At 62.7% G+C, this 17832-nt stretch carries 24 protein-coding genes and 3 tRNA genes; 9 read left to right on the forward strand and 18 right to left on the reverse strand.

Going from position 1 to position 17832, the window contains the following annotated elements:
• Nucleotides 1-17 precede the first annotated feature (17 nt).
• The 3 genes from ACSQ9I_RS08990 to ACSQ9I_RS09000 all read left to right on the forward strand — a co-directional run bounded on the left by ACSQ9I_RS08990 (nt 18) and on the right by ACSQ9I_RS09000 (nt 368).
• Nucleotides 18-93 (forward strand) — tRNA-Ala (locus tag ACSQ9I_RS08990).
• A 51-nt stretch (nt 94-144) separates the two neighbouring features.
• Nucleotides 145-220: transfer RNA gene (locus ACSQ9I_RS08995), tRNA-Glu, on the forward strand.
• 71 nt (nt 221-291) lie between these two features.
• Nucleotides 292-368 (forward strand) — tRNA-Asp (locus ACSQ9I_RS09000).
• 70 nt (nt 369-438) lie between these two features.
• On the opposite strand, the gene ACSQ9I_RS09005 is transcribed toward ACSQ9I_RS09000, so the two are convergent.
• The 4 genes from ACSQ9I_RS09005 to ACSQ9I_RS09020 all read right to left on the reverse strand — a co-directional run bounded on the left by ACSQ9I_RS09005 (nt 439) and on the right by ACSQ9I_RS09020 (nt 2638).
• A complete protein-coding gene (locus ACSQ9I_RS09005; protein ID WP_436312904.1) occupies nt 439-888 on the reverse strand; it encodes a hypothetical protein in 450 nt (149 codons plus the stop codon).
• 26 nt (nt 889-914) lie between these two features.
• A complete protein-coding gene (locus tag ACSQ9I_RS09010) occupies nt 915-1508 on the reverse strand; it encodes a DUF4272 domain-containing protein (protein ID WP_436312905.1) in 594 nt (197 codons plus the stop codon).
• Nucleotides 1505-1954, reverse strand: coding sequence for a hypothetical protein (locus ACSQ9I_RS09015; RefSeq protein ID WP_436312906.1), 450 nt, complete (start codon nt 1952-1954; stop codon nt 1505-1507). The genes ACSQ9I_RS09010 and ACSQ9I_RS09015 overlap by 4 nt, the downstream gene beginning before the upstream one ends.
• A 63-nt stretch (nt 1955-2017) precedes the next feature.
• On the reverse strand, nt 2018-2638 hold the full coding sequence (locus ACSQ9I_RS09020) for a DUF1294 domain-containing protein (protein ID WP_436312907.1): 621 nt from the start codon (nt 2636-2638) through the stop codon (nt 2018-2020).
• A gap of 184 nt (nt 2639-2822) precedes the next feature.
• Between ACSQ9I_RS09020 and ACSQ9I_RS09025 the strand changes: the two genes are divergently transcribed.
• The 3 genes from ACSQ9I_RS09025 to ACSQ9I_RS09035 all read left to right on the forward strand — a co-directional run bounded on the left by ACSQ9I_RS09025 (nt 2823) and on the right by ACSQ9I_RS09035 (nt 6191).
• The gene (locus tag ACSQ9I_RS09025) at nt 2823-3383 is read left to right on the forward strand and encodes a hypothetical protein (RefSeq protein ID WP_436303370.1); all 561 of its coding nucleotides are present in this window, start codon (nt 2823-2825) and stop codon (nt 3381-3383) included.
• A 218-nt stretch (nt 3384-3601) separates the two neighbouring features.
• A complete protein-coding gene (locus tag ACSQ9I_RS09030) occupies nt 3602-4393 on the forward strand; it encodes a CHAP domain-containing protein (protein ID WP_436312908.1) in 792 nt (263 codons plus the stop codon).
• Between the two features lie 163 nt (nt 4394-4556).
• Nucleotides 4557-6191 (forward strand): hypothetical protein, encoded by a 1635-nt coding sequence (locus ACSQ9I_RS09035; protein ID WP_436312909.1) that lies wholly within the window; start codon nt 4557-4559, stop codon nt 6189-6191.
• A 26-nt stretch (nt 6192-6217) separates the two neighbouring features.
• On the opposite strand, the gene merR is transcribed toward ACSQ9I_RS09035, so the two are convergent.
• Nucleotides 6218-6622: an Hg(II)-responsive transcriptional regulator gene (gene merR, locus ACSQ9I_RS09040; protein ID WP_436312910.1), complete on the reverse strand. Its 405-nt coding sequence runs from the start codon at nt 6620-6622 to the stop codon at nt 6218-6220.
• Between the two features lie 66 nt (nt 6623-6688).
• Here merR and merC point away from each other — a divergent pair, with 66 nt between their 5' ends.
• Both merC and ACSQ9I_RS09050 read left to right on the forward strand, forming a co-directional pair.
• Nucleotides 6689-7111: an organomercurial transporter MerC gene (gene merC / locus ACSQ9I_RS09045; RefSeq protein WP_436312911.1), complete on the forward strand. Its 423-nt coding sequence runs from the start codon at nt 6689-6691 to the stop codon at nt 7109-7111.
• Nucleotides 7108-7383 carry a GDCCVxC domain-containing (seleno)protein gene (locus tag ACSQ9I_RS09050; RefSeq protein WP_436312912.1) on the forward strand — a complete coding sequence of 92 codons (276 nt, stop codon included), beginning with the start codon at nt 7108-7110 and terminating at the stop codon, nt 7381-7383. Before merC ends, ACSQ9I_RS09050 begins: the two co-directional genes overlap by 4 nt.
• A 42-nt stretch (nt 7384-7425) precedes the next feature.
• On the opposite strand, the gene ACSQ9I_RS09055 is transcribed toward ACSQ9I_RS09050, so the two are convergent.
• The 9 genes from ACSQ9I_RS09055 to ACSQ9I_RS09095 form a co-directional block, all read right to left on the reverse strand.
• Nucleotides 7426-7887 (reverse strand): methyltransferase family protein, encoded by a 462-nt coding sequence (locus ACSQ9I_RS09055; protein WP_436312913.1) that lies wholly within the window; start codon nt 7885-7887, stop codon nt 7426-7428.
• Nucleotides 7874-8164, reverse strand: coding sequence for a hypothetical protein (locus ACSQ9I_RS09060; RefSeq protein ID WP_436312914.1), 291 nt, complete (start codon nt 8162-8164; stop codon nt 7874-7876). The genes ACSQ9I_RS09055 and ACSQ9I_RS09060 overlap by 14 nt, the downstream gene beginning before the upstream one ends.
• Before the next feature lie 76 nt (nt 8165-8240).
• Nucleotides 8241-9386: a glycosyltransferase family 4 protein gene (locus ACSQ9I_RS09065; protein ID WP_436312915.1), complete on the reverse strand. Its 1146-nt coding sequence runs from the start codon at nt 9384-9386 to the stop codon at nt 8241-8243.
• 13 nt (nt 9387-9399) lie between these two features.
• Complete coding sequence (locus tag ACSQ9I_RS09070; protein WP_436312916.1) at nt 9400-10341, reverse strand: methyltransferase, TIGR04325 family; 942 nt, start codon at nt 10339-10341, stop codon at nt 9400-9402.
• A 51-nt stretch (nt 10342-10392) separates the two neighbouring features.
• Nucleotides 10393-10743 carry a copper-binding protein gene (locus ACSQ9I_RS09075; protein WP_436312917.1) on the reverse strand — a complete coding sequence of 117 codons (351 nt, stop codon included), beginning with the start codon at nt 10741-10743 and terminating at the stop codon, nt 10393-10395.
• A gap of 35 nt (nt 10744-10778) precedes the next feature.
• The gene (locus ACSQ9I_RS09080) at nt 10779-11264 is read right to left on the reverse strand and encodes a cupredoxin domain-containing protein (protein WP_436312918.1); all 486 of its coding nucleotides are present in this window, start codon (nt 11262-11264) and stop codon (nt 10779-10781) included.
• A 33-nt stretch (nt 11265-11297) separates the two neighbouring features.
• A complete protein-coding gene (locus ACSQ9I_RS09085) occupies nt 11298-12710 on the reverse strand; it encodes a multicopper oxidase family protein (protein ID WP_436312919.1) in 1413 nt (470 codons plus the stop codon).
• 24 nt (nt 12711-12734) lie between these two features.
• Complete coding sequence (locus tag ACSQ9I_RS09090) at nt 12735-14156, reverse strand: TolC family protein (RefSeq protein WP_436312920.1); 1422 nt, start codon at nt 14154-14156, stop codon at nt 12735-12737.
• The gene (locus ACSQ9I_RS09095) at nt 14153-14437 is read right to left on the reverse strand and encodes a hypothetical protein (protein ID WP_436303382.1); all 285 of its coding nucleotides are present in this window, start codon (nt 14435-14437) and stop codon (nt 14153-14155) included. The genes ACSQ9I_RS09090 and ACSQ9I_RS09095 overlap by 4 nt, the downstream gene beginning before the upstream one ends.
• A gap of 284 nt (nt 14438-14721) precedes the next feature.
• On the opposite strand from ACSQ9I_RS09095, the gene ACSQ9I_RS09100 reads away from it, so the two are divergent.
• Complete coding sequence (locus tag ACSQ9I_RS09100) at nt 14722-15009, forward strand: hypothetical protein (RefSeq protein WP_436312921.1); 288 nt, start codon at nt 14722-14724, stop codon at nt 15007-15009.
• Between the two features lie 52 nt (nt 15010-15061).
• Here the strand turns inward: ACSQ9I_RS09100 and ACSQ9I_RS09105 are convergent, their stop codons facing one another.
• The 4 genes from ACSQ9I_RS09105 to ACSQ9I_RS09120 form a co-directional block, all read right to left on the reverse strand.
• Entirely contained in the window at nt 15062-15433 is a 372-nt protein-coding gene (locus ACSQ9I_RS09105; protein WP_436303384.1) for a copper-binding protein, read from the reverse strand.
• The gene (locus tag ACSQ9I_RS09110) at nt 15430-15900 is read right to left on the reverse strand and encodes a DUF411 domain-containing protein (protein WP_436312922.1); all 471 of its coding nucleotides are present in this window, start codon (nt 15898-15900) and stop codon (nt 15430-15432) included. Before ACSQ9I_RS09110 ends, ACSQ9I_RS09105 begins: the two co-directional genes overlap by 4 nt.
• 235 nt (nt 15901-16135) lie before the next feature.
• On the reverse strand, nt 16136-16600 hold the full coding sequence (gene cueR / locus ACSQ9I_RS09115; protein WP_436312923.1) for a Cu(I)-responsive transcriptional regulator: 465 nt from the start codon (nt 16598-16600) through the stop codon (nt 16136-16138).
• A 232-nt stretch (nt 16601-16832) separates the two neighbouring features.
• Nucleotides 16833-17753: a F510_1955 family glycosylhydrolase gene (locus ACSQ9I_RS09120; RefSeq protein ID WP_436312924.1), complete on the reverse strand. Its 921-nt coding sequence runs from the start codon at nt 17751-17753 to the stop codon at nt 16833-16835.
• Nucleotides 17754-17832 lie beyond the last annotated feature (79 nt).

Below are 17832 nucleotides of genomic sequence, written 5' to 3' on the forward strand. Positions count from 1 at the left end.
TGAGGCTCGACACCCAAGGGGGTATAGCTCAGCTGGGAGAGCGCTTGCATGGCATGCAAGAGGTCAGCGGTTCGATCCCGCTTACCTCCACCATCAGGGCGTCGAGAAAACAAGCGCTGATCGCAGCGCGGTTCCGAAGGTTTTGACCCTATCGTCTAGAGGCCTAGGACACCACCCTTTCACGGTGGCTACCGGGGTTCGAATCCCCGTAGGGTCGCCAGTTTTCACCGCTCGGTGAAGCGGGCACAAGTCGCAGCACTTGGCTCCATATGGAGCGAACGTTGTCTACCAGGAGTGGTAGTTCAGTTGGTTAGAATACCGGCCTGTCACGCCGGGGGTCGCGGGTTCGAGTCCCGTCCACTCCGCCAGATTCCTCAAAGAGATCAATGGGTTGCAGCTTCATCGCTGTGACCCATTTTTGTTTTTGGAATCTTGGCACTATGCATGCGACGAGTTGAAGGTGCCGCGCTCCAGGATGCCTGTGCGCGCCAAGGGCACACGAGTGCAAAAGTCCAGCGGGAAGACATGCTGACGGCCGAGTCCAAGCCGCTTCAGGCTGCGCCGGATTTCGGATGGCGAATCATTCTTCGAAAACAGGACGCGACCTCCCGTGGTCAGAAGCGCAACCGCCGCTATGTCGAGGCCGGCATGTGTGTCGCAGAACATCACGCCAGGATAGACACGCCCGTTGGCCAGCTTGAGGACAGCGGCCACACTGAGTGAGAAGCCGTCGGCCGGCACTTCGGAGGTTGGCACGGGCCTCACCCAGGTTTCGTCCTGTTCTTCGACTTCCTCTTCGTCCATGGCGAACTCCCACACGGGGAACGCATCGAGGTCCGAGGCCGTGAGTTCGTCGACCGGCTTGCGTGTGGCGATGGTGGCTTGCATGCGTTGCGTTCCAAGGGAGAGGTCTGTCAGGTGTCAGTTGTGATCTCATTCCAGGACTGAGCTTCGTACCCGACGAGCCAATTGATCGCGTGGTGACGTTCCTGTACGACCTCGATGTCCACCGCCGGCTCACCTGCACGGTGGCTTGGCTCTTTCGTCCTCTGCCTTGCGCGTGCGTGGAGCGTTTGAAGGTCGACCGCTGTGTCGAACAGTTCGTCCTCCGATCGAAGGCGAGCGGATTCGCGAAACACGGCAAGCGACTGATCTCCGTACGGCGGCAGCAGTTCCTCCAGCGTTCCGAGGCGGCACTGCTCCGCAGGAGACGGTATCTCCTCAATCTTGCAGAGAGCCCACAGGAGAACGAGGAGCCGCTCGCTTTGCCACGACATGTTGGCAACTTGCTTGGCGTTGCGGGCATCCATTCCAAGAAAGGAACGCTCTTCCGGCGTGAGCGCCGTTTCGAGATTCGACTCGTGCAACCATGCAACAAGCTCGGCTGCCGGTGCTCCAAAGCTCGCGGCTACGGCAGCACCCAAGGCAAGTGTGCGGTCCAGCACCTCGCCAAGCGAGCGCGGTACGTCGCCTTCTTCACCCCCGATCTCAATCGACCGCTGTGTCATGACACCAAAGGGCCAAACCGCCGAGCGACCAGTACGACGAAGAGAAGGACCCAGATCGCCGACCCCATGACGGCGGCCAGCCAGTCCTTCCATCCGATGGAGCCTGGGTACATGCGACCGAGAACAATGGGACTCGATGCGGCTTCATAGAGCGACCAACCTCCTATGGCAATGAAGATGGCCAGGCCCCACGTGCTGCCGCTTGAGGCTGAGTTGTAGGCAAATGCCGCGACGGCTGTGACGGCAACGAACCAAACCACGCTGATCCACAGGAACCCCTTTGCCATTTCGCTCTTCTCTTCCCCTTGCACCGATGGCTCGACCTTCTCCACGGCCAAGAGTAGGGCGGGCAGGGGTTTGCCTCCTAGCAGCGAAGCCGCAAGCAGCACGGCGCGAACGCCAGACCAAATGAGAAAGATATACAGCGCCAGACTTGTTGATGGCATGCGAGAAACCCAATGTTTGACATGCGCGGCTGGCCGAGCATAGGCGACGTTCAGGATTCGACCTCAGGCTCGCGCCCACAATGAACTACGCAGCGGAGAGCACAAAGCCACGAAGCCAAGCGCATTGAGAACGACCGTTGCCCAGAATACGCTGCGGAACTCAGCCTTGGTGGACTTGTGACGCAAGAGCTGTTGCGCGAGGAGCGCGCCTGGCCATCCGCCAGCAAGGGCCAGAAGGTGAAGAGTGCTTTCCGACGTGCGCCAAGCTTGGCGGCGTGCAGCCGACTTGTCGACTGCGTATGCCAGGAACGTCAGCGCACTGCCCACGACGTAGACAGCGGCAAAAAACCAGAGAGGCGGTCTCCAGAGCAAGCTGACTGCGACGAACAGGATCAAGAAGACAGGAATGGCGAACAGCGAGGCGGTTCCCCACTGTGCCGGAGATTCGCCACGCGCATTGGGGCGTCTGCGGACGGGCTGCACGGGCGCAACGTTCTTTGCACGCTTCTTGCCCTGAGGCCCGAGTTCAATCTCGAACGAGAACACCTGATTGATCTGCGGCCGGCCAGTTCGGGCCTTGAACGCCTTGACGTGGACGAAGATCTCTTGTCCGCCTTGACTGGACTCGATGAATCCGAAGCCGCGTTCGTCGTTCCATGTCTTGAGAGTTCCTTCAAAGCGCATGTCGGGAGTCGTGATGAGGGGCCAGCGCTTGGCGTGAGGAGCGGGCGACGTGGAAGTACTCGTGCGAGACGGGCGGGATGACAGGATAACTTGGCGTCCGGCTCGAAGAGATCCTCGAATCAGTAGTTAAGTTCTACCTTTGTGCGGCCGAGCATTTTTCGGTCGCGGCTGCGCGAATCCTCTGTTGCCAAAAATTGACGAGTTGCCCGAGTTTCCCGTGCAGAAGACGTGCGCATCAGCGCTGCTCGCCCCACACTTGAGCCTGTCGCAAAAAGAGGCTGCCATGGAAAATCTGGATCTGGAAACGATCGAGAAAGCAAGGACCGCCATCGAAGAGGTGATTGCGGGTCGAAGTCTTGGGGTGCAGGCCGTGCCCTACTTTGCTCCCACCGATCTGGGCGTCCTCCCTTCATCCCAGCAGGAGGCGGAACTTCGGCTCAAGGAAGAGAACGATTACGGCAATCGCGTACGTGCCGGCATCCACATGAGCCTGAGTGCCGCAGAGGCCGCGCTGCGGGTTGCCGAGACCTTGCTGAGGGACGCCGCCTACTTCACGCTGAGCGAGCGAAAGCAGGAGCTCGCCAAGTGCGCGAACCGCGCGCGAAGGGCAAGCGCCTCCGCATCGCATGCGGCGGCCGTTCTTGCCGGGGAAGAAGCACCGAAGACCGATGCGATGATGGAGATCAAACGGCTCGGGTCCGCCATGTTTCAGCGTTTCGGCCAGGTCCCCGAAGACAAGCCCTAGGCCGCCGGCAATACCGAGGGATTGAGCGCTTCTTTCAACCTTCCTTCGGCGAACTGGTTGATGTGGTCGAAGGCGATGCCGAAATAGCGCCCGAGCTGAGTGCGCCGCTGCTGGCGCTCGGCGAGCAGATCGGTGCGGCATTCCGGGATACGCCGTTTGCCAGATGAATTTCCGTGAGGGCAAACCTAAGCTGAGTCCGCACCAGCAAGGAGAAGCCCATGGAATATCCCGGACGCGTCGTCAAGCTCGGGGAGGCGGATGCCTCGGTCGTCCAGGCCGTGCGCGGCCAGCTCAATCGAATGATGGCGGGCGAAAGCAATCTCGATGATCCGCAGGGCACCGCATTCGACGCCGACATGAAGCGCGTGGTCAAGCTCTTCCAGGCCCGCCATGTCGATCCGGCAGGCCGTCCGTTGAAGCAGGACGGCGAGATCGGCTCGCTGACCTGGGGCGCCCTGTTCGGCCTGGACACCATCGCATCCGACAACGTTGCGGGCAGTGATCTGCTGGCGCAAGTGCTGGCGGTCGCGGCAGGCGAAGAGGCGAAGGAAGTGCGCGAGATCCCGATGAACTCGAATCGCGGCCCCGACGTCGAAAAGTACCTCGCGCGGACAGGGGCGTCACCCGGCTTGCCGTGGTGCTGCGCCTTCGTCTACTACTGCTTCGACGAGGCGTCGAAGAAGCTGGGCCGGCCGAAGAATCCCATGGTGCGCACCGCCGGTTGTCTCGATCACTGGAACAAGGCGCCTTCCAGAGGCGCGGCACGCATCCGCGCGGCCGAGGCCACGGACGACCCGACGTTGGTGAAGCCCGGAATGATCTTCATCATGGACCACGGAAAGGGCCGCGGCCACACCGGCCTGGTCGATGCGGTCGAAGCCGGCATGCTGAGCACCATCGAGGGCAATACCGATGCGAGCAAGACGCGCGAAGGCGGCGGCGTCTACCGGCTGACCCGCAAGGTAGGGGAGATCAACAAGGGCTTCATCGACTACACGCTGGTCGGCTGAGAGGAGGCCGTTGTCGCATGTTTGCTAGCCATTCGGCGCCCATCGAATGGTGGATGCGCGCGCCGATGGTCGTGCGTAGGATTTCTCGATCGCCTTTGCCATCAGTGGCCGGTCGAAGAAGAGCACTGTGTGCTTATGTCCACCAAAGAAGAGTGAGGATGTCATGGTCAAGCCCAGCGCAACGGGGAATTCGTCTGCCCACGGGATCAAGATCGCCATCAAGTCCTTCGGGCCCACCAGCGAAGAACTGGCGTCGATCGGCGAGCGCTTGTCGCTCAATCCCGCGCTGCTCGACTACGTCGGGCATTCCAGGGCACGGCTCCTGTACGTCGAGGCGCTGGAGGAAGCCGAGCCGGCCAAAGGCGGCAGGCCAAAACCGCCGAGCGCGTTCCGTGCCACGCTGTATGACGACAAACGTCATCGCACAATCTTGGCCGAAGGGCTGCTCAGCGCGCCGCGCAAGCTGTCGCTGACCGAATCGGCCCTTCCCCCGCCGCCGTCGGATGCCGAATTCGCCGCTGCCGTCAAGATCGTGCGCCGTGATGCAGCCTTGGGTGCTGCTCTCGCTGGCGGCCAGTCAGAGCCATACCAGCCGATCCCGGCTCTTTCGCTGACCGAGTTGCCCGACGGAAGCATCGAACGCCGTATCGCCGTCGGCTTGCTCCCCCGGGGCCCCAACGCGGAGCACGAGATCGTCGCTGTCGATCTAGCGGCGCGCGCAGTGACTCGATTCGAGGGGCGTGCGCCTGGCAACGCGCGTCCTCACGGAGGCGGGTTGTGCGGCGTGCCGCATGATGCCAATCAGGCCACGGCCGCCAAGGGCACGGCCGGCCAAGTCTGGGTGACAGTGACTCAAGGCGGCCAGACCCTGTGGCGCTTCCTCGCCGTACGCCCGGCCGCGTCAAGTGGCACTAACGGCTCGGGCATCGAACTGCGCTTCGTCGACTACAAGAGCAAGCGCGTTCTGTACCGAGCCCATGTGCCGATCCTGAACGTCAAGTACGACGCGGACGCCTGTGGTCCCTATCGCGACTGGCAATACCAGGAAGGAATGATCCAGGCACAAGGCATCGACGTGGCGCCGGGCTTCCGTCTCTGTTCGGTGCCCGCCTCGACCATCATGGACACGGCCTCCGACACCGGGAATTTTCTCGGGGTCGGCATCTACGTGCGTGGCAACGAGGTGGTCCTCGTGAGTGAAATGGAAGCGGGCTGGTACCGCTACGTCAGTGAGTGGCGCCTTGGCACCAACGGCACCATTCGACCGCGCTTTGGTTTTGCCGCCGTCGAGAGCCAGTGCGTGTGCAACGTGCACCATCACCATGTCTACTGGCGCCTGGACTTCGATATTCGGACCGCGGGCAACAATCGAGTGCGAGAGTTCAATGATCCGCCCTTGGTCGGATCGAGCAAGTGGCACACCAAGTCATTCGAGATCCGCAGGGCGCGCGACTTTGCGCGCAAGCGCAAGTGGCGCGTGGAGAACACCGTCAGCCGGGAGGGCTACGAAATCATCCCGAACGCGAGCGACGGGGTCGCCGGCGCCGAGCCAGATGCGCCCTTTGGTCGCGGAGACGTCTGGATACTGCGCTACCGGGGTAGCGAGATCGATGACGGTTCCGTCGCGATTGGCCCGCCGTACGAGGCCGACATCGATCGATGGGTCAATGGCGAGGCCATATCGAACCACGATGTCGTGGTCTGGTATGGCGCGCATTTCACGCATGACGTGAACCATGCCGGCCCGGCCCACCCTGATCACATCGTTGGGCCCGACCTGAAGCCAGTCAACTGGTAGTTGCGGCAGGTACTCCTCTCAACGCACTAGCCCTGCAGCGCGGCGATCAATGGGCAAGACACCCTGCCGCGGCTCGCGCAGCAGTCGTCAATCAAGGTGGCCAGGACTGACTCGATGCGATGCAGGTCCGCCAGCTTGGCACGCACATCGGCGAGTTTTTGCTCCGCGAGTTGGCGCGCCTCGTCGCAATGCGCGCCATCGTCCAGGGTGAGCAATCCGGCGATCTCGTCGAGGCTGAAGCCCAGGCGCTGGGCAGACTTGACGAATCGGACCCGCGCCACATCGGCCTTGCCGTAGCGCCGGATGCTGCCGTATGGCTTCTCTGGTTCCGGCAGCAGTCCCTTGCGCTGGTAGAACCGGATGGTCTCCACATTGACGCCGGCCCTCTCAGCGAAGGCGCCGATGCTCAGGGTGTCGATTGCCTGTTCCATACCGGTTGACTCCGTACTTGAGTACGGGAGTATTGTGGGCTCATCGAAGAGACAAGGAGCCGATCCATGGAATGGATCACGCGTGCGGCCGACAAGGCCGGTGCTCTGGGCAGCGTTGCCTCGGCGGCCTCGTGCCCGGCCTGCTTTCCGGCCCTGGCGAGCCTCGGCGCCGCCGCAGGCCTGGGCATCTTCAGCGCGTACGAGGGCCTGTTCCTCAGCACCCTGCTTCCACTGTTCGCGGCCGTCGCGCTGGTCGCCAACGCCGTCGGCTGGTTCAGCCATCGTCAGTGGCATCGCAGCCTGCTGGGCATGATCGGCCCGGCGATGGTGCTCGCGGCCATGCTGCTGTTCTTCGGCCAGCGGTGGACCGCCGGGCTGCTGTACACGGGGCTGGCCTTCATGGTCGGCGTCTCGCTGTGGGATCTTTTGTCGCCCGCGAACAAGCACTGCAGCACAGATGGCTGCGGGACCGGGCAGGCGCGCCCATGACGGGAGGACAGAACTCGCGCAGCGCCTTGATTCTCGACTCGGTGCTGACATGCCCGCACTGCGGCCACGCAAAACGCGAGGACATGCCCGTCGACGCCTGCCAGTTTTTCTATGAATGCGAGAACTGCAAGACCCTGCTGCGACCGCAGCCCGGCGATTGCTGCGTGTTCTGCTCATTCAGCTCGGTGAAGTGCCCGCCGGTCCAGGCGCGGAGGCAATGTTGCGGGGAAGGCCTGCTCGCCATCCCCGCAGATCGTGCCCAGATTACTTGACCGCCGCCACGACGTAGCCAAATGGATGGAGGAGGTTCGGCCTCACAGCCAGCGGCGAACCCTTTCCTTGTATGCGGCGTAATCTGGACCAAACAGCGAGGACAACGCGCGCTCCTCAGGCTTGATCTGGAATTCGTTGATGTAGAGCACGAACACGGGCACAAAGAGCAAGGCCCACACGTTTGACAAGTACACGGCCCACGCAAGCAGGTAGAGCAGAAGGCTGAGGTACATGGGATTGCGTGTGAAGCGAAAGGCACCGCTGGTAACCAGAGACGATGTAGCCATAGGCTTGATTGGATTCATCGTGGTTCTTGCTCGCCAGAAGGAGACCATGCCCGAGACGCCGAAAACCAGGCCAACTGAAGCAAGAACAAGGGCAACCGATACGCGAGGGCCAGACGGCACTTCAAGCGGCGCGACCAGTGAGGACACGAGCCACATGAGGACGCCGAAAAGCAGCGCCACTGCAGGAGGCGGGACCTTCAGCTCAAGCGAGTTCATGGGGCTGCAACAACGCACGCTGCTCGTGCTCTTTACGCACTCCGTACTGGGTCCTGCCCCGCGGCTTGTAAACCGACAGCACGGCGGGCACGAGCAACACCAGCAGGCCGCCGGCGGCGATCAACTCCATCGCGAGATAGGCGGCGCGCGCCATTTGAGCGTTTTGACTGGTCACACCGGCAATGGCGAGAGCCAGGAAGCTGGAGATCGCGCCGAGCAAGCCGACCGAGGAGACGACATGTACGATGAGCGCGAACTTGCGGAGGCGGTGTGTCATGTCGTCACGTATATTGGGGTGATGCCGAAGCTGTGGAACGAGACGATCGAAGCGCACCGTCGCGACCCGCGCGGCCCTATTGGCGGCGCTGCCGTGCTCCCAGCACGCGGCGATATGCAGCGAGGTAGTTCGCCATCATCTGTGCCGCCGAGTACTGCAGAGCGTTCTCCAATCCCAAGGCGCGCATCTCCTCAAATCGCCCAGCCGCCTGCTCGATGGCCTGGGCCATGGCTTCGGGATTGTGTGGATCCACGTAGCACACGCCGGGGCCTCCGATCTCATTCATCGGCGCCAGGTCGGACGTGAAGACCGGGCAGCCGCAGGCCTGCGCCTCGATCAACGGCCAGCCGAACCCTTCCTGCAGGGAAGGGAACAACAAGGCCGTGGCGCTGGCGTAGAGCGCGCGCAGTTCCTCATGGGAGACGTGTTGCAAGGTCCTTATCCGATCCGCAACGCCATGGTGGGATGCCAAGTCGATCAGGTCTGTCTCCAAACTCGGCCCCACGAAAACCAGGTGCTGCACGATAGGAGGGCCGCCGCATGCAGCAGCACGCTGCTGCAGCGCAATGAACGTCTCGACGACCGCCTTGCGATTCTTGCGCGGCAAGTCCGAGCCGACATGGATCAGGTACTTGTCGTTTGCGCACAACCCGAAACGCTCGATCAGTGCGTCGGCTTCCTCTGGCTGGACAAGATAGAAGCTGTCGTTGAGGCCGTTGAGCACCGTTGTCACCCTACGCTCATCCGCGAACTTCAAGCCCAGCAGCTCACGTCGCGTCATGTGCGAGACGCAGGCGATCAGGTCGGCCTTCGCAAGTCCCGACGCGATGAGCCGCTGGAACACGCGTCCGCTCCAACCGACGTTCCACCCTTGCACCATGCCTCTGGCGGCCTGCACGGCGATGACATCGTGGCAGGTGATGACCGTCGGGCTGCTTTTCACCCAGCGCACGTACATACTGTTGGAGTGATCGCAAATGTGAACGACGTCCGCCCAACGCGACTGCGTAGCAAGCGTAGGGATGAAAAGGACGAACTTGTCTAAGTAGCCAAGCCACTTCCACAAGAGGGACGTTTGTGGCACGCGCTGCAGCCACCGCTTAGGCGTGAGGATGCGCAGCTCGCAACCCTGGTTCGACAACTCACGCTCAAGGACTCGCATGAAAGCTCGCATGCTGGTCTGATTGTCAGGCACATAGTTGCCTATCAGCAGGATCTTCATGGGTTGGCGGCCCTCATCGATGCCACCGGACCGCGCAGTCGCTGCAGGCCTCGATGCATTCGGTACATCTTTCATGTGGCATCTCGATCTCCTTGGGATGTGCCGAAACTCCGGCGAGCGGGGCGGCTGATTGCGACTCGGCCGCGAAATACAGACCTGTGAAGGACGGAAATGAGCGTTCCGGGTAGCCCGGCAGGTACAGCGCCCGCTCGTGGACTGCCCATCGATCCCGAAGGTGGTAGCCCAGTGCTTCGATGCTTCGTATCAATCGATCGCGGTTGAAAACATGCATGGGTGCAAAACAGCCTTCGCTGATGTTCTGCGTGGTGACGAAGTCATCGCCTTCGTAGAGCGGCAGCTTGTTGAGAAGGATGTGCATGGGCGCCTCAAGGCATCGCTTGAGCAGATCGCTCGGCCGCGCATCTTCCATGTAATGAAGAGTACCTGATGAGATCCAGATGTCAGCGCCGGCGCTGGTCAGGCCCTCTTCCAGATCGTCGGTGAAGCTCAGTGCCATCGCCCCGCGTTCTGCAGCCAGCCTGCGGCCGATGGCGACCATTGCCGGAACTTCGACAATGCGCCATGTCAGCGCCGATGGCATATCGATGTATGACCGATACGCGTGGTAGTGAACGCCGACCGAGCCGCCGATATCGAGCACGCTCGCGGCGCCGTGACGAAACGCTCGGTCAAGCCACCACATCATCGGATAGTCATAGGTAAATACCTGCCGGGTCCGGACCTCGACATACTCGGTGGCCAATGTGTCGTGATTGAATCCCGGATTCGGCGGCAGCCATTCGCGCGCGGCCGCAAAGCTCTCGAACACCCCAAAATAGAAGCCGAATCCTTCCTTGGCGAGGAATTGCTGTCGCCGCCACCGCAGCAACGCGGGTCGAGCGACCGGTCCTTCCAGTAGCTCGCGCATGATCTGCGCAGCACTCGCGTGTGTCATGGGAACCTCCTTTCCGGACGTTGCGCCGTTGCGAGCGGCGCACTCTGAGGCCTAGCGCGCCGCTTCGAGCTTGGTGATGGTGAATTTGCCGTCGATCTTCTCGGCCTGGAAACGGATCTTGTCCCCGGCCTGGACCTTGTCCAGCATAGCGTCGTCCTTCACTTGGAAGACCATCGTCATGCCAGGCATGTCGAGACTCTTCAGAGGACCATGCTTGAGCGTGAGCTTCTTGCTTTCCTTGTCCACCTTGCGGACCTCGCCCTCGGCGAGGTCGCTGGCAGCGGACGATGGCGCAGAACCTGCAGTCGGTGCAGCGGTGCCACTGCCAGTCTGTGCGGAGGCCAAACCTGAGAGGGCGAGCGCAGCAATGGTGGCGGCGAGAGCGGTACGAATGTCGATCATGTGAGTTCCTTCGATGGAGTGGGGCGAGGGTGGCGCTACTTGCGAGCGGCCTTGGTTACGTTGACGGCGCCTTTCATTCCGGCGTCGTAGTGACCCGGCTGCAGGCACGCGAAGTCGACTTTCCCGGCCTTGGTGAACTGCCAGATGATCTCGCCCGTCTTGCCGGCGGCGAGCGTCACCATGTTCGGATCGGCGTGTTCCATCTCCGGATTCTTCTTCATGACTTCGTAGTGCTCCTTCAGCTCCTTCTCGGTGCCAAGCACCAGTTCGTGCTTGAGCTTGCCGGAGTTGGTGACCACGAAGCGCACGGTCTCGCCTTGCTTCACATCGATGCTGGCCGGGCTGAAGCGCATGCCGTCGGTCATGTCGACCTTGACCGTGCGGGTCGCCTTGGCGACGACGCCGGGCTTGCCGATGAGCTCTTCGGAGTGGTGACCGCCGGCATGCGTGCCGGAGGCATGGACGCCTGTTGTAGCCAAAGCGCTCAACGCAGCCAAAGCGGTGTGGCGGAGGGTTTTCATGAAAGTCCTTTCAGAGGGTGGTTAAAGAAGAAATCAATGGCCCGAGTGACCGCTGGGCTTGCGGACCTGGACCTCGATGTTTTTGGCGGGCATGTTTTGCGCGGGCATGGCAGCTGAACCGGCGCCCTTGGCGCGCGGTGCCTCGGGCATCGTCGCGTTGAATTCGTACGCGACCTGGCCTTTGGGATGCTTGAACCAACCTGGGTTCGAGTAGTCGCGGGGCCTCTGTCCCCTGCGCACCTTGACGACGCTGAACATGCCGCCCATCTCGACGGAGCCGAACGGACCTTCGCCGCTCATCATTCGCGCGGTGTTGTCGGGCAGCGGCATCTCCATCTCGCCCATGTCGGCCATGCCGCGCTCGCCCATCACCATGTAGTCCGGGACCAGCTTGGTGATCTTCTTGACCACGTCACGGTGGTCCACGCCGATCATGGTCGGCACGTCATGGCCCATCGCGTTCATCGTGTGGTGGCTCTTGTGGCAATGGAAGGCCCAATCGCCCTCTTCGTCCGCAAGGAACTCGATCTGGCGCATCTGGCCGACCGCCACATCGGTCGTCACTTCGTGCCAGCGGCTGCTCTTCGGTGTCGGGCCGCCATCGGTCCCCGTGACCACGAACTCGTGGCCGTGCAGATGCATCGGGTGGTTCGTCATCGTCAGGTTGCCGAACCGGATGCGCACCTTGTCGTTCAGCCGCACGTTGAGCGAATCGATGCCCGGAAAAATGCGGCTGTTCCAGGACCACAGGTTGAAGTCCAGCATGGTCATGATCTTGGGCGTCGCGCTGCCGGGCTCGATGTCGTAGGCATTGAGCAAGAAGACGAAGTCGCGGTCGACCTCGTCGATCAGCGGGTGCCTGGCCTTGGGATGCGTGACCCAGAAGCCCATCATCCCCATCGCCATCTGCGTCATCTCGTCCGCATGCGGGTGGTACATGAAGGTTCCAGGGCGGCGCGCGACGAACTCGTAGACGAAGGTCTTGCCGGGCTGGATCGCCGGCTGCGTCAGGCCGGTCACACCATCCATGCCGTTGGGAATGCGCTGGCCGTGCCAGTGGATGCTGGTGTGCTCGGGCAGTTTGTTGGTGACGAAGATGCGCACGCGGTCGCCCTCGACCACTTCGATGGTGGGCCCCGGCGACTGGCCGTTGTAGCCCCACAGGTGGGCCTTGAAGCCGGGCGCCATCTCGCGCACCACGGGCTCGGCCACCAGGTGGAACTCCTTGACGCCGCTGTTCATGCGCCAGGGCAGCGTCCAGCCATTGAGCGTGACGACGGGGTTGTATGACCGCCCGGTGGATGGCGCCAGCGGCGGCATCGTGTCGGGTTTCGTCTGGAGCACGGGCTCGGGCAAGGCAGCCATCGCCACCTTGCCGACCGAAGCGGCGGCGATGGCGCCCGTGATGGCGCCTGCACCGCTGAGAAAGTTGCGTCTGTTTGTCATGTTGATCCGTAGAAGGAGCGCCGCTCAGTGAGCGGCAGCGGCCGCAGGCGGTGCGCCTGCGCTGGCCGTCGGTGCCGTCATGGCCGAGGGCTTGCCGATCACGGACGCCGCAAGCGCTGCGTCCGCCAGCCAGAACTGCTGCTGCGCGTTGATGGCGTTGTTCACGCTCGCGATCTGGTCGCGGGCCTCGGCCAGCAGCTCGAAGACGCCGATCAGCATCCCGTTGTAGCGAAGCACGTTCTCGTCGGCCATGGCCTGGCGCAGCGGCACGATCTCGTCGCGGTAGTGGCGCGCGATGTCGTAGGCCGTGCGATAGGCGGAATAGCCTTCGCGCAGCTGCGAGGTCGCGCCGCGCACGGTGGCGTCGTAGCGGTTGGCCGCAGCGAGCGCCTGGGCGTTCAGCGCGTTGCGCTGGGCGGATCCCCAGTCGAAGAGCGGCAGCCGGATGTCGAGCTCGAAACCGCGCCGCGTCCCTCGGGTGCCCGCCGCGTTGTCGAACACCGTGTCCCGCCGGATGCCGGCCTCCACGTCGATGAAGGTCGACAGCAGGTTGATGCCCTGCGACTTCCCGGCGACGTCGAGTTGCGCTCGGGCTTGCTGCACATCCAGGCGTTGCTCGCTGGCGGTCGCAGCCACGTCGCGTGCTTCGCGAGGTGCCTTGGGCAGATCCGGCAGGCGCTCAGGCAGCTTCAGCTTGGCCGCCTGGGCATCGTCCAGGCCAAGGGCGCGGACCAGCTCTTCACGCGCGGCCGTAGCCGCGTGTCGCGCCGATGCAAGCTGCGTCGTGGCGTCTGCATAGAACACCTGCTGGCGTGCGCGCTGCAGCTTGCTGAAATTGCCGACGAGCTGCATGCGCCGTGCGAGTTCGGCGCTGGCCTCGGCCGATTCCTTGACCTGCTCTGCATACTGCAGCGACTGCTGGGCCGCCACGGCGCGCACCCAGGCTTGCCGCACCTGCGTGACCTGGTCCACCACCGTGCCGCTCAACTGCACTTGCGCTTGCGCGGCCTGGCTTCGGGAAATCGAAAGCCGCTGGGGCAGCAGGATGAGATCGACCAGTCCGAAAGACAGCAAGCGCCCGATCTCGAGCTCGTCGCCGAGGCGCACGCGCTCGAAGCTGAACACGGGGTTGGTCAGCCGGCTCGTCTGGTTGGCCGCAGCAATGTCGGCCCAGCTTTGCGCGATGAGCGCCTGGACTGCAGGACTGTTCGCAAGTGCCAGGCGGACTGCATCATCCTGAGAAAGCGGCTTGCCGAGCAACTCCTCGGAAAGCGCCGTGCGGGCCTCCCGCTGCTCCCTGGTTCGACTCAGTTCGAGTTTCCCCCCGGTGAACTGCGAGGCGGAGGAATTCGTCTCCTTTAGCGCATCGTCGATTCCAACGGAAGCACAGCCGGCGAGGAATGCAGCGGCGAGTGCGATCCAGGCAATCTGCAGCGTTCGCCTCATGGCTTTTCCTTCGGGGGTGCTGCCATCGGCGTGGACATCGAATGCCCGGCGTGCGGGTCATCGGTTTCGCCGGCACCCTCCTTGGCGTAGGCGCGCCAGCCTCCGCGTTGATAAACGGTCTCGTTGGCCTCCTTCCACGGAATGGGCTTTTCTTCGGCGAAAGGCTTGTAGCCCTCCATGGCCGAGCGGAAAGAAAGCGGTGCCGCGGCTTCGGTGGCGGCCGCGGTGTTTGGCGCAGGGCTGGTCTGAGCGCCCGCTGCAAGAGCAGCCAGGGCGGGCAAGGCAGCCAGCCATCGGGCCGGCAAGAAAGTGAACATGGGATCCTCGCGATGTTCATGAACGGCATGTCGTCAGCGAGCCCGCGAAGGGCGTGACGACACGAGCGATGCATGCGCGTCCGCGCGCCGGCAGCCGAGCTGCCGGACGCTGGACGCGGTTACGCGCGAGGAGGTTTGTGAGGAACGCTGGGCGAGACAGTCGCCATCGCGTGAAAAGGCTCTGCAAGGTCGGCCGGCGGGAGACCGTGAAGAAGGGATGTCCCGAGCGTCGGCATCATCCCGACCGAATGACACGCCGCGCAGTTGCCACATTTGTGGAACGCATCGGACTGGTCGTCCTGCGCGCTCTGAGCGACGTGATGGTCCTCGCCATCGTCGCCGCTCACATTCACGTGATGATGCTCGACGCCTTGCGGCGAGGCACGGTCGCGCTGGCTGTGATCGTGCACCACGCCGGCACTCATCTGCGCCGGCTCAGGTGCGCAAAACGCCATGGCCGCAGCCGCGTAGCCCTGAAAGGGCACTGCGAGCATCATGAGCCACAGCAGGATTGCGCGAAAGCTGACCATCGCTGAAATTGTAGTGGGCTTGTCAGGGGTTTGGCTATTCACCTAAGCCAGATACTGGCTACCGACCGCGTGCACGCGCGGGTTTGTTAGCAAGTTCCATGTGTGTGATGGTTGGCCTACCTTTCACGATTTCCGCCTGAAAGCGCACCTTGTCGCCGGGCTTTACCGCATCGAGCATCTTCTTGTTTCCGACGTCGAAAGCCATGGTCATCGCAGGCATCGCGAGATTGGGCAAATCCTCATGCTCCAAGACGATTTCACCGGATTCACGAAGGACGCGTTCGACAATGGCGTCCGTCAGCGGGAGCGAGGCAGTCTGACCGGGCTTGGCCGATTGCTTGGTCACTGACATCGCATTCGGGGATGTCTGCGTCTGGGCGCCGGCAGCCGTGAGCACCAGGCCGAGAGCCAGGAAAGAAGCGAATCTCATCCTGCGCCTCCAACGGTTGAACTGCCCGGGTAACTGGCAAAGACGCTATCCCGGCCTCGGCGATCAATGAGCAGCACCTTGTAGGGCTCGCGGCGGTTGCCGTACTCCATGCCAGGCGAACCAACGGGCATGCCAGGTACAGCGAGGCCGACGGCTTGCGGCTTCGTCGCCATCAGGCGCTTGATATCGGCCGCGGGCACATGACCTTCCAGGACATAGCCCTCCAGCGTCGCGGTATGGCAACCTGCCAAGCGCTCCGGCATTCCGAAGCGCCTGCGGATGCTGGACATGTCCGGAGTTTCCGTCACCCGCACGGAAAAACCGGCGGCCTTCAAATGGTCGACCCAAGCGCTGCAGCAGCCGCACTTCGGGTTCTTGTGGACCTGGATCGGAGCAGCTGCAAGGGACTGGCCTGGCTGCAGGAAGGGGGTCGCTCCGATTGTGAAGAGGAATGAACGTCTTTTCATGTGAGTCCTTCGAGTGCGCTTATCGCAGCGCCGCGGTGACCACCAGACCCACCTCCGGCATCCCGGCCATCAGCACCGTGGTCTCGATGATCGTGTTGTCCGTGCGAAGCTTCCTCGGGAGTCGCGATGGGCGCGGTCGGATGGCGGGAATGTGGATTCATTGAGACCTCTTGTATTGTCAGTCTCGACCCTCCAACCATAGGAAGGTCAACAGGCTTCTGGTATCGGCCGCAGGCTAGGTCGCTAGGACTTGAGCCTTGGACCTGTGATGGCAGTCTGCGAACCCGCTGAGCTCGGCGAGTTCGTCGATGATGGGGCAGTCCGGCCGCTGGTCTCCCTGGCAGCAGTCCGCCAGCCGCTCCAGCGTGCGCTTCATGCTTTCCATCTCTTCGATACGCCGGCTGAGGTCGTCGGCATGCGTCAGAGCAATGCGTTTGACGTCGGAGCTTGCGCGGCGCTTGTTCCGCCACAGCTTCAACAGCTCAGAAATCTCGGCCATGCTGAAGCCGAAAGAGCGTCCGCGCCGAATGAACCGCAGCGTGTGCACATCCTTCTCGGTGTACTGGCGGTAGCCCGAGTCCGTGCTGCCGACCTTGGACAACAGTCCAAGCGATTCGTAGTGACGGATCATCTTGGCATTGACCCCGCAACGGGCGGATGCCTGACCGATATTGAACGGCCCATCAAAGGTGCTGCACATCACGCACCTCCTTTCCAGCGCCGCGACGCATGCTGTTGCTCATCGACATCTCCTGTCTTTAGATTTCCAATTCAGGAAATATCAACTCTCCCATCATGGGAAGGTCAATCCGACATGTACGAACCCCACCTTTTTTCAGGGTTAAGCAGGCCTTGGGGACTACTTGAGCGGCAATTTCAGGATGCTTCCGCTTGCTGCCGCAGACGCATCAACATGCCCCGACACATGTGAGTCACTCATGGGTCGTTCCGCCCTTCGCGATCTGCGTCCAGGTCCGACCCTGGTCCTTGCTGAGAAACACGCTTCGCTTGAAGGTCGCGATCGCGATCTCTCCGCGCCGGACAGGGTTCTGCGCGATGTACGCCACAGCATCGTCTGTCGGCGCTGGGATCGGCACCTCTTCGGCCTTGGCCCTGGCCTTCAATACGATCCTCGCCAGCACCGCCTTGTCGGCATAGGTGCTGAACCACAAGTGCTGCCCATCCAGATCGAAGCTTGCGGCAGTCACCATGCCGCCGACCAGCCGCTCGAAGCTCTCGGCCGAATTCCGGGACAGATAGAGTCCCTCGTCCGTGCTGGCGGCGACGACGGCAGCGTCGGTGGGATGCACGGCCAGGCTATGGAGCCAGCGCCCCAGTCCCTTGGCCGCGGCGCGTCGCCACCTGAGGCCGTCGGTCCGCGTGTGGTAGATGCCGACTTGGCTCATGCGGGTGTTTGCCTCTTTGTTGGCCACGTACACGGCGTTGGTCGCGAAGCTGGTTGCCAGTATGTGGAAGTCCGACTCGCCCGTGAGCCCGAGCTGCTGCCAGGTTTTGCCGCCGTCGCTGCTCTTGATCAGGCCAAAGGGATCGGTCAGCTCGGAACCCGGCGCCGGGTGCCCGCTGCTGTACAGCGCATCGCGCGTGGCGGAGAAGCCCATGTAGTCGTGCGCCGGCCCCTCCGCCTTGGACCAATGCCCGTCCGCGTACACGGCAAGGCCATGGTGGCTGGGGATCAGGAGCTGCTTTCCGTCAGCGCTATAGGACAGCCCGTGGACGTGAGTCAGGGTCACCGGTTGGCCGGCACGAACCGGCGGCGCCGCGAGGACGCCAAGTGCGCATGCGAGCATCCAGGCGTGGAGAGTCTGTCGTTGGGCGAGGCTCGCACGAATCATCTGAGGCCTCCGGTCCTCGTCATGATGATTTGTGTATCGGCAGGTAGAACAGTTCCTCGCCACGCAAACCAGCTTCTTG

It is taken from the genome of Variovorax sp. LjRoot84 (assembly GCF_964254305.1).
Lineage (GTDB): Bacteria > Pseudomonadota > Gammaproteobacteria > Burkholderiales > Burkholderiaceae_C > Variovorax.

Bases quoted from the DNA above. Each gene is read 5' to 3' on its own strand.
- merC (WP_436312911.1), top strand. From the start codon at position 6,689: ATGGAATGGATCACGCGTGCGGCCGACAAGGCCGGTGCTCTGGGCAGC.
- ACSQ9I_RS09060 (WP_436312914.1), bottom strand. From the start codon at position 8,164: ATGACACACCGCCTCCGCAAGTTCGCGCTCATCGTACATGTCGTCTCC.
- ACSQ9I_RS09035 (WP_436312909.1), top strand. From the start codon at position 4,557: ATGGTCAAGCCCAGCGCAACGGGGAATTCGTCTGCCCACGGGATCAAG.
- ACSQ9I_RS09105 (WP_436303384.1), bottom strand. From the start codon at position 15,433: ATGAGATTCGCTTCTTTCCTGGCTCTCGGCCTGGTGCTCACGGCTGCC.
- ACSQ9I_RS09080 (WP_436312918.1), bottom strand. From the start codon at position 11,264: ATGAAAACCCTCCGCCACACCGCTTTGGCTGCGTTGAGCGCTTTGGCT.
- ACSQ9I_RS09015 (WP_436312906.1), bottom strand. From the start codon at position 1,954: ATGCCATCAACAAGTCTGGCGCTGTATATCTTTCTCATTTGGTCTGGC.
- ACSQ9I_RS09010 (WP_436312905.1), bottom strand. From the start codon at position 1,508: ATGACACAGCGGTCGATTGAGATCGGGGGTGAAGAAGGCGACGTACCG.
- ACSQ9I_RS09070 (WP_436312916.1), bottom strand. From the start codon at position 10,341: ATGACACACGCGAGTGCTGCGCAGATCATGCGCGAGCTACTGGAAGGA.
- ACSQ9I_RS09065 (WP_436312915.1), bottom strand. From the start codon at position 9,386: ATGAAGATCCTGCTGATAGGCAACTATGTGCCTGACAATCAGACCAGC.
- ACSQ9I_RS09005 (WP_436312904.1), bottom strand. From the start codon at position 888: ATGCAAGCCACCATCGCCACACGCAAGCCGGTCGACGAACTCACGGCC.
- ACSQ9I_RS09085 (WP_436312919.1), bottom strand. From the start codon at position 12,710: ATGACAAACAGACGCAACTTTCTCAGCGGTGCAGGCGCCATCACGGGC.
- ACSQ9I_RS09090 (WP_436312920.1), bottom strand. From the start codon at position 14,156: ATGAGGCGAACGCTGCAGATTGCCTGGATCGCACTCGCCGCTGCATTC.
- ACSQ9I_RS09075 (WP_436312917.1), bottom strand. From the start codon at position 10,743: ATGATCGACATTCGTACCGCTCTCGCCGCCACCATTGCTGCGCTCGCC.
- ACSQ9I_RS09110 (WP_436312922.1), bottom strand. From the start codon at position 15,900: ATGAAAAGACGTTCATTCCTCTTCACAATCGGAGCGACCCCCTTCCTG.
- ACSQ9I_RS09030 (WP_436312908.1), top strand. From the start codon at position 3,602: ATGGAATATCCCGGACGCGTCGTCAAGCTCGGGGAGGCGGATGCCTCG.
- ACSQ9I_RS09100 (WP_436312921.1), top strand. From the start codon at position 14,722: ATGACACGCCGCGCAGTTGCCACATTTGTGGAACGCATCGGACTGGTC.
- ACSQ9I_RS09120 (WP_436312924.1), bottom strand. From the start codon at position 17,753: ATGATTCGTGCGAGCCTCGCCCAACGACAGACTCTCCACGCCTGGATG.
- ACSQ9I_RS09020 (WP_436312907.1), bottom strand. From the start codon at position 2,638: ATGCGCTTTGAAGGAACTCTCAAGACATGGAACGACGAACGCGGCTTC.
- ACSQ9I_RS09050 (WP_436312912.1), top strand. From the start codon at position 7,108: ATGACGGGAGGACAGAACTCGCGCAGCGCCTTGATTCTCGACTCGGTG.
- cueR (WP_436312923.1), bottom strand. From the start codon at position 16,600: ATGTGCAGCACCTTTGATGGGCCGTTCAATATCGGTCAGGCATCCGCC.
- ACSQ9I_RS09055 (WP_436312913.1), bottom strand. From the start codon at position 7,887: ATGAACTCGCTTGAGCTGAAGGTCCCGCCTCCTGCAGTGGCGCTGCTT.
- merR (WP_436312910.1), bottom strand. From the start codon at position 6,622: ATGGAACAGGCAATCGACACCCTGAGCATCGGCGCCTTCGCTGAGAGG.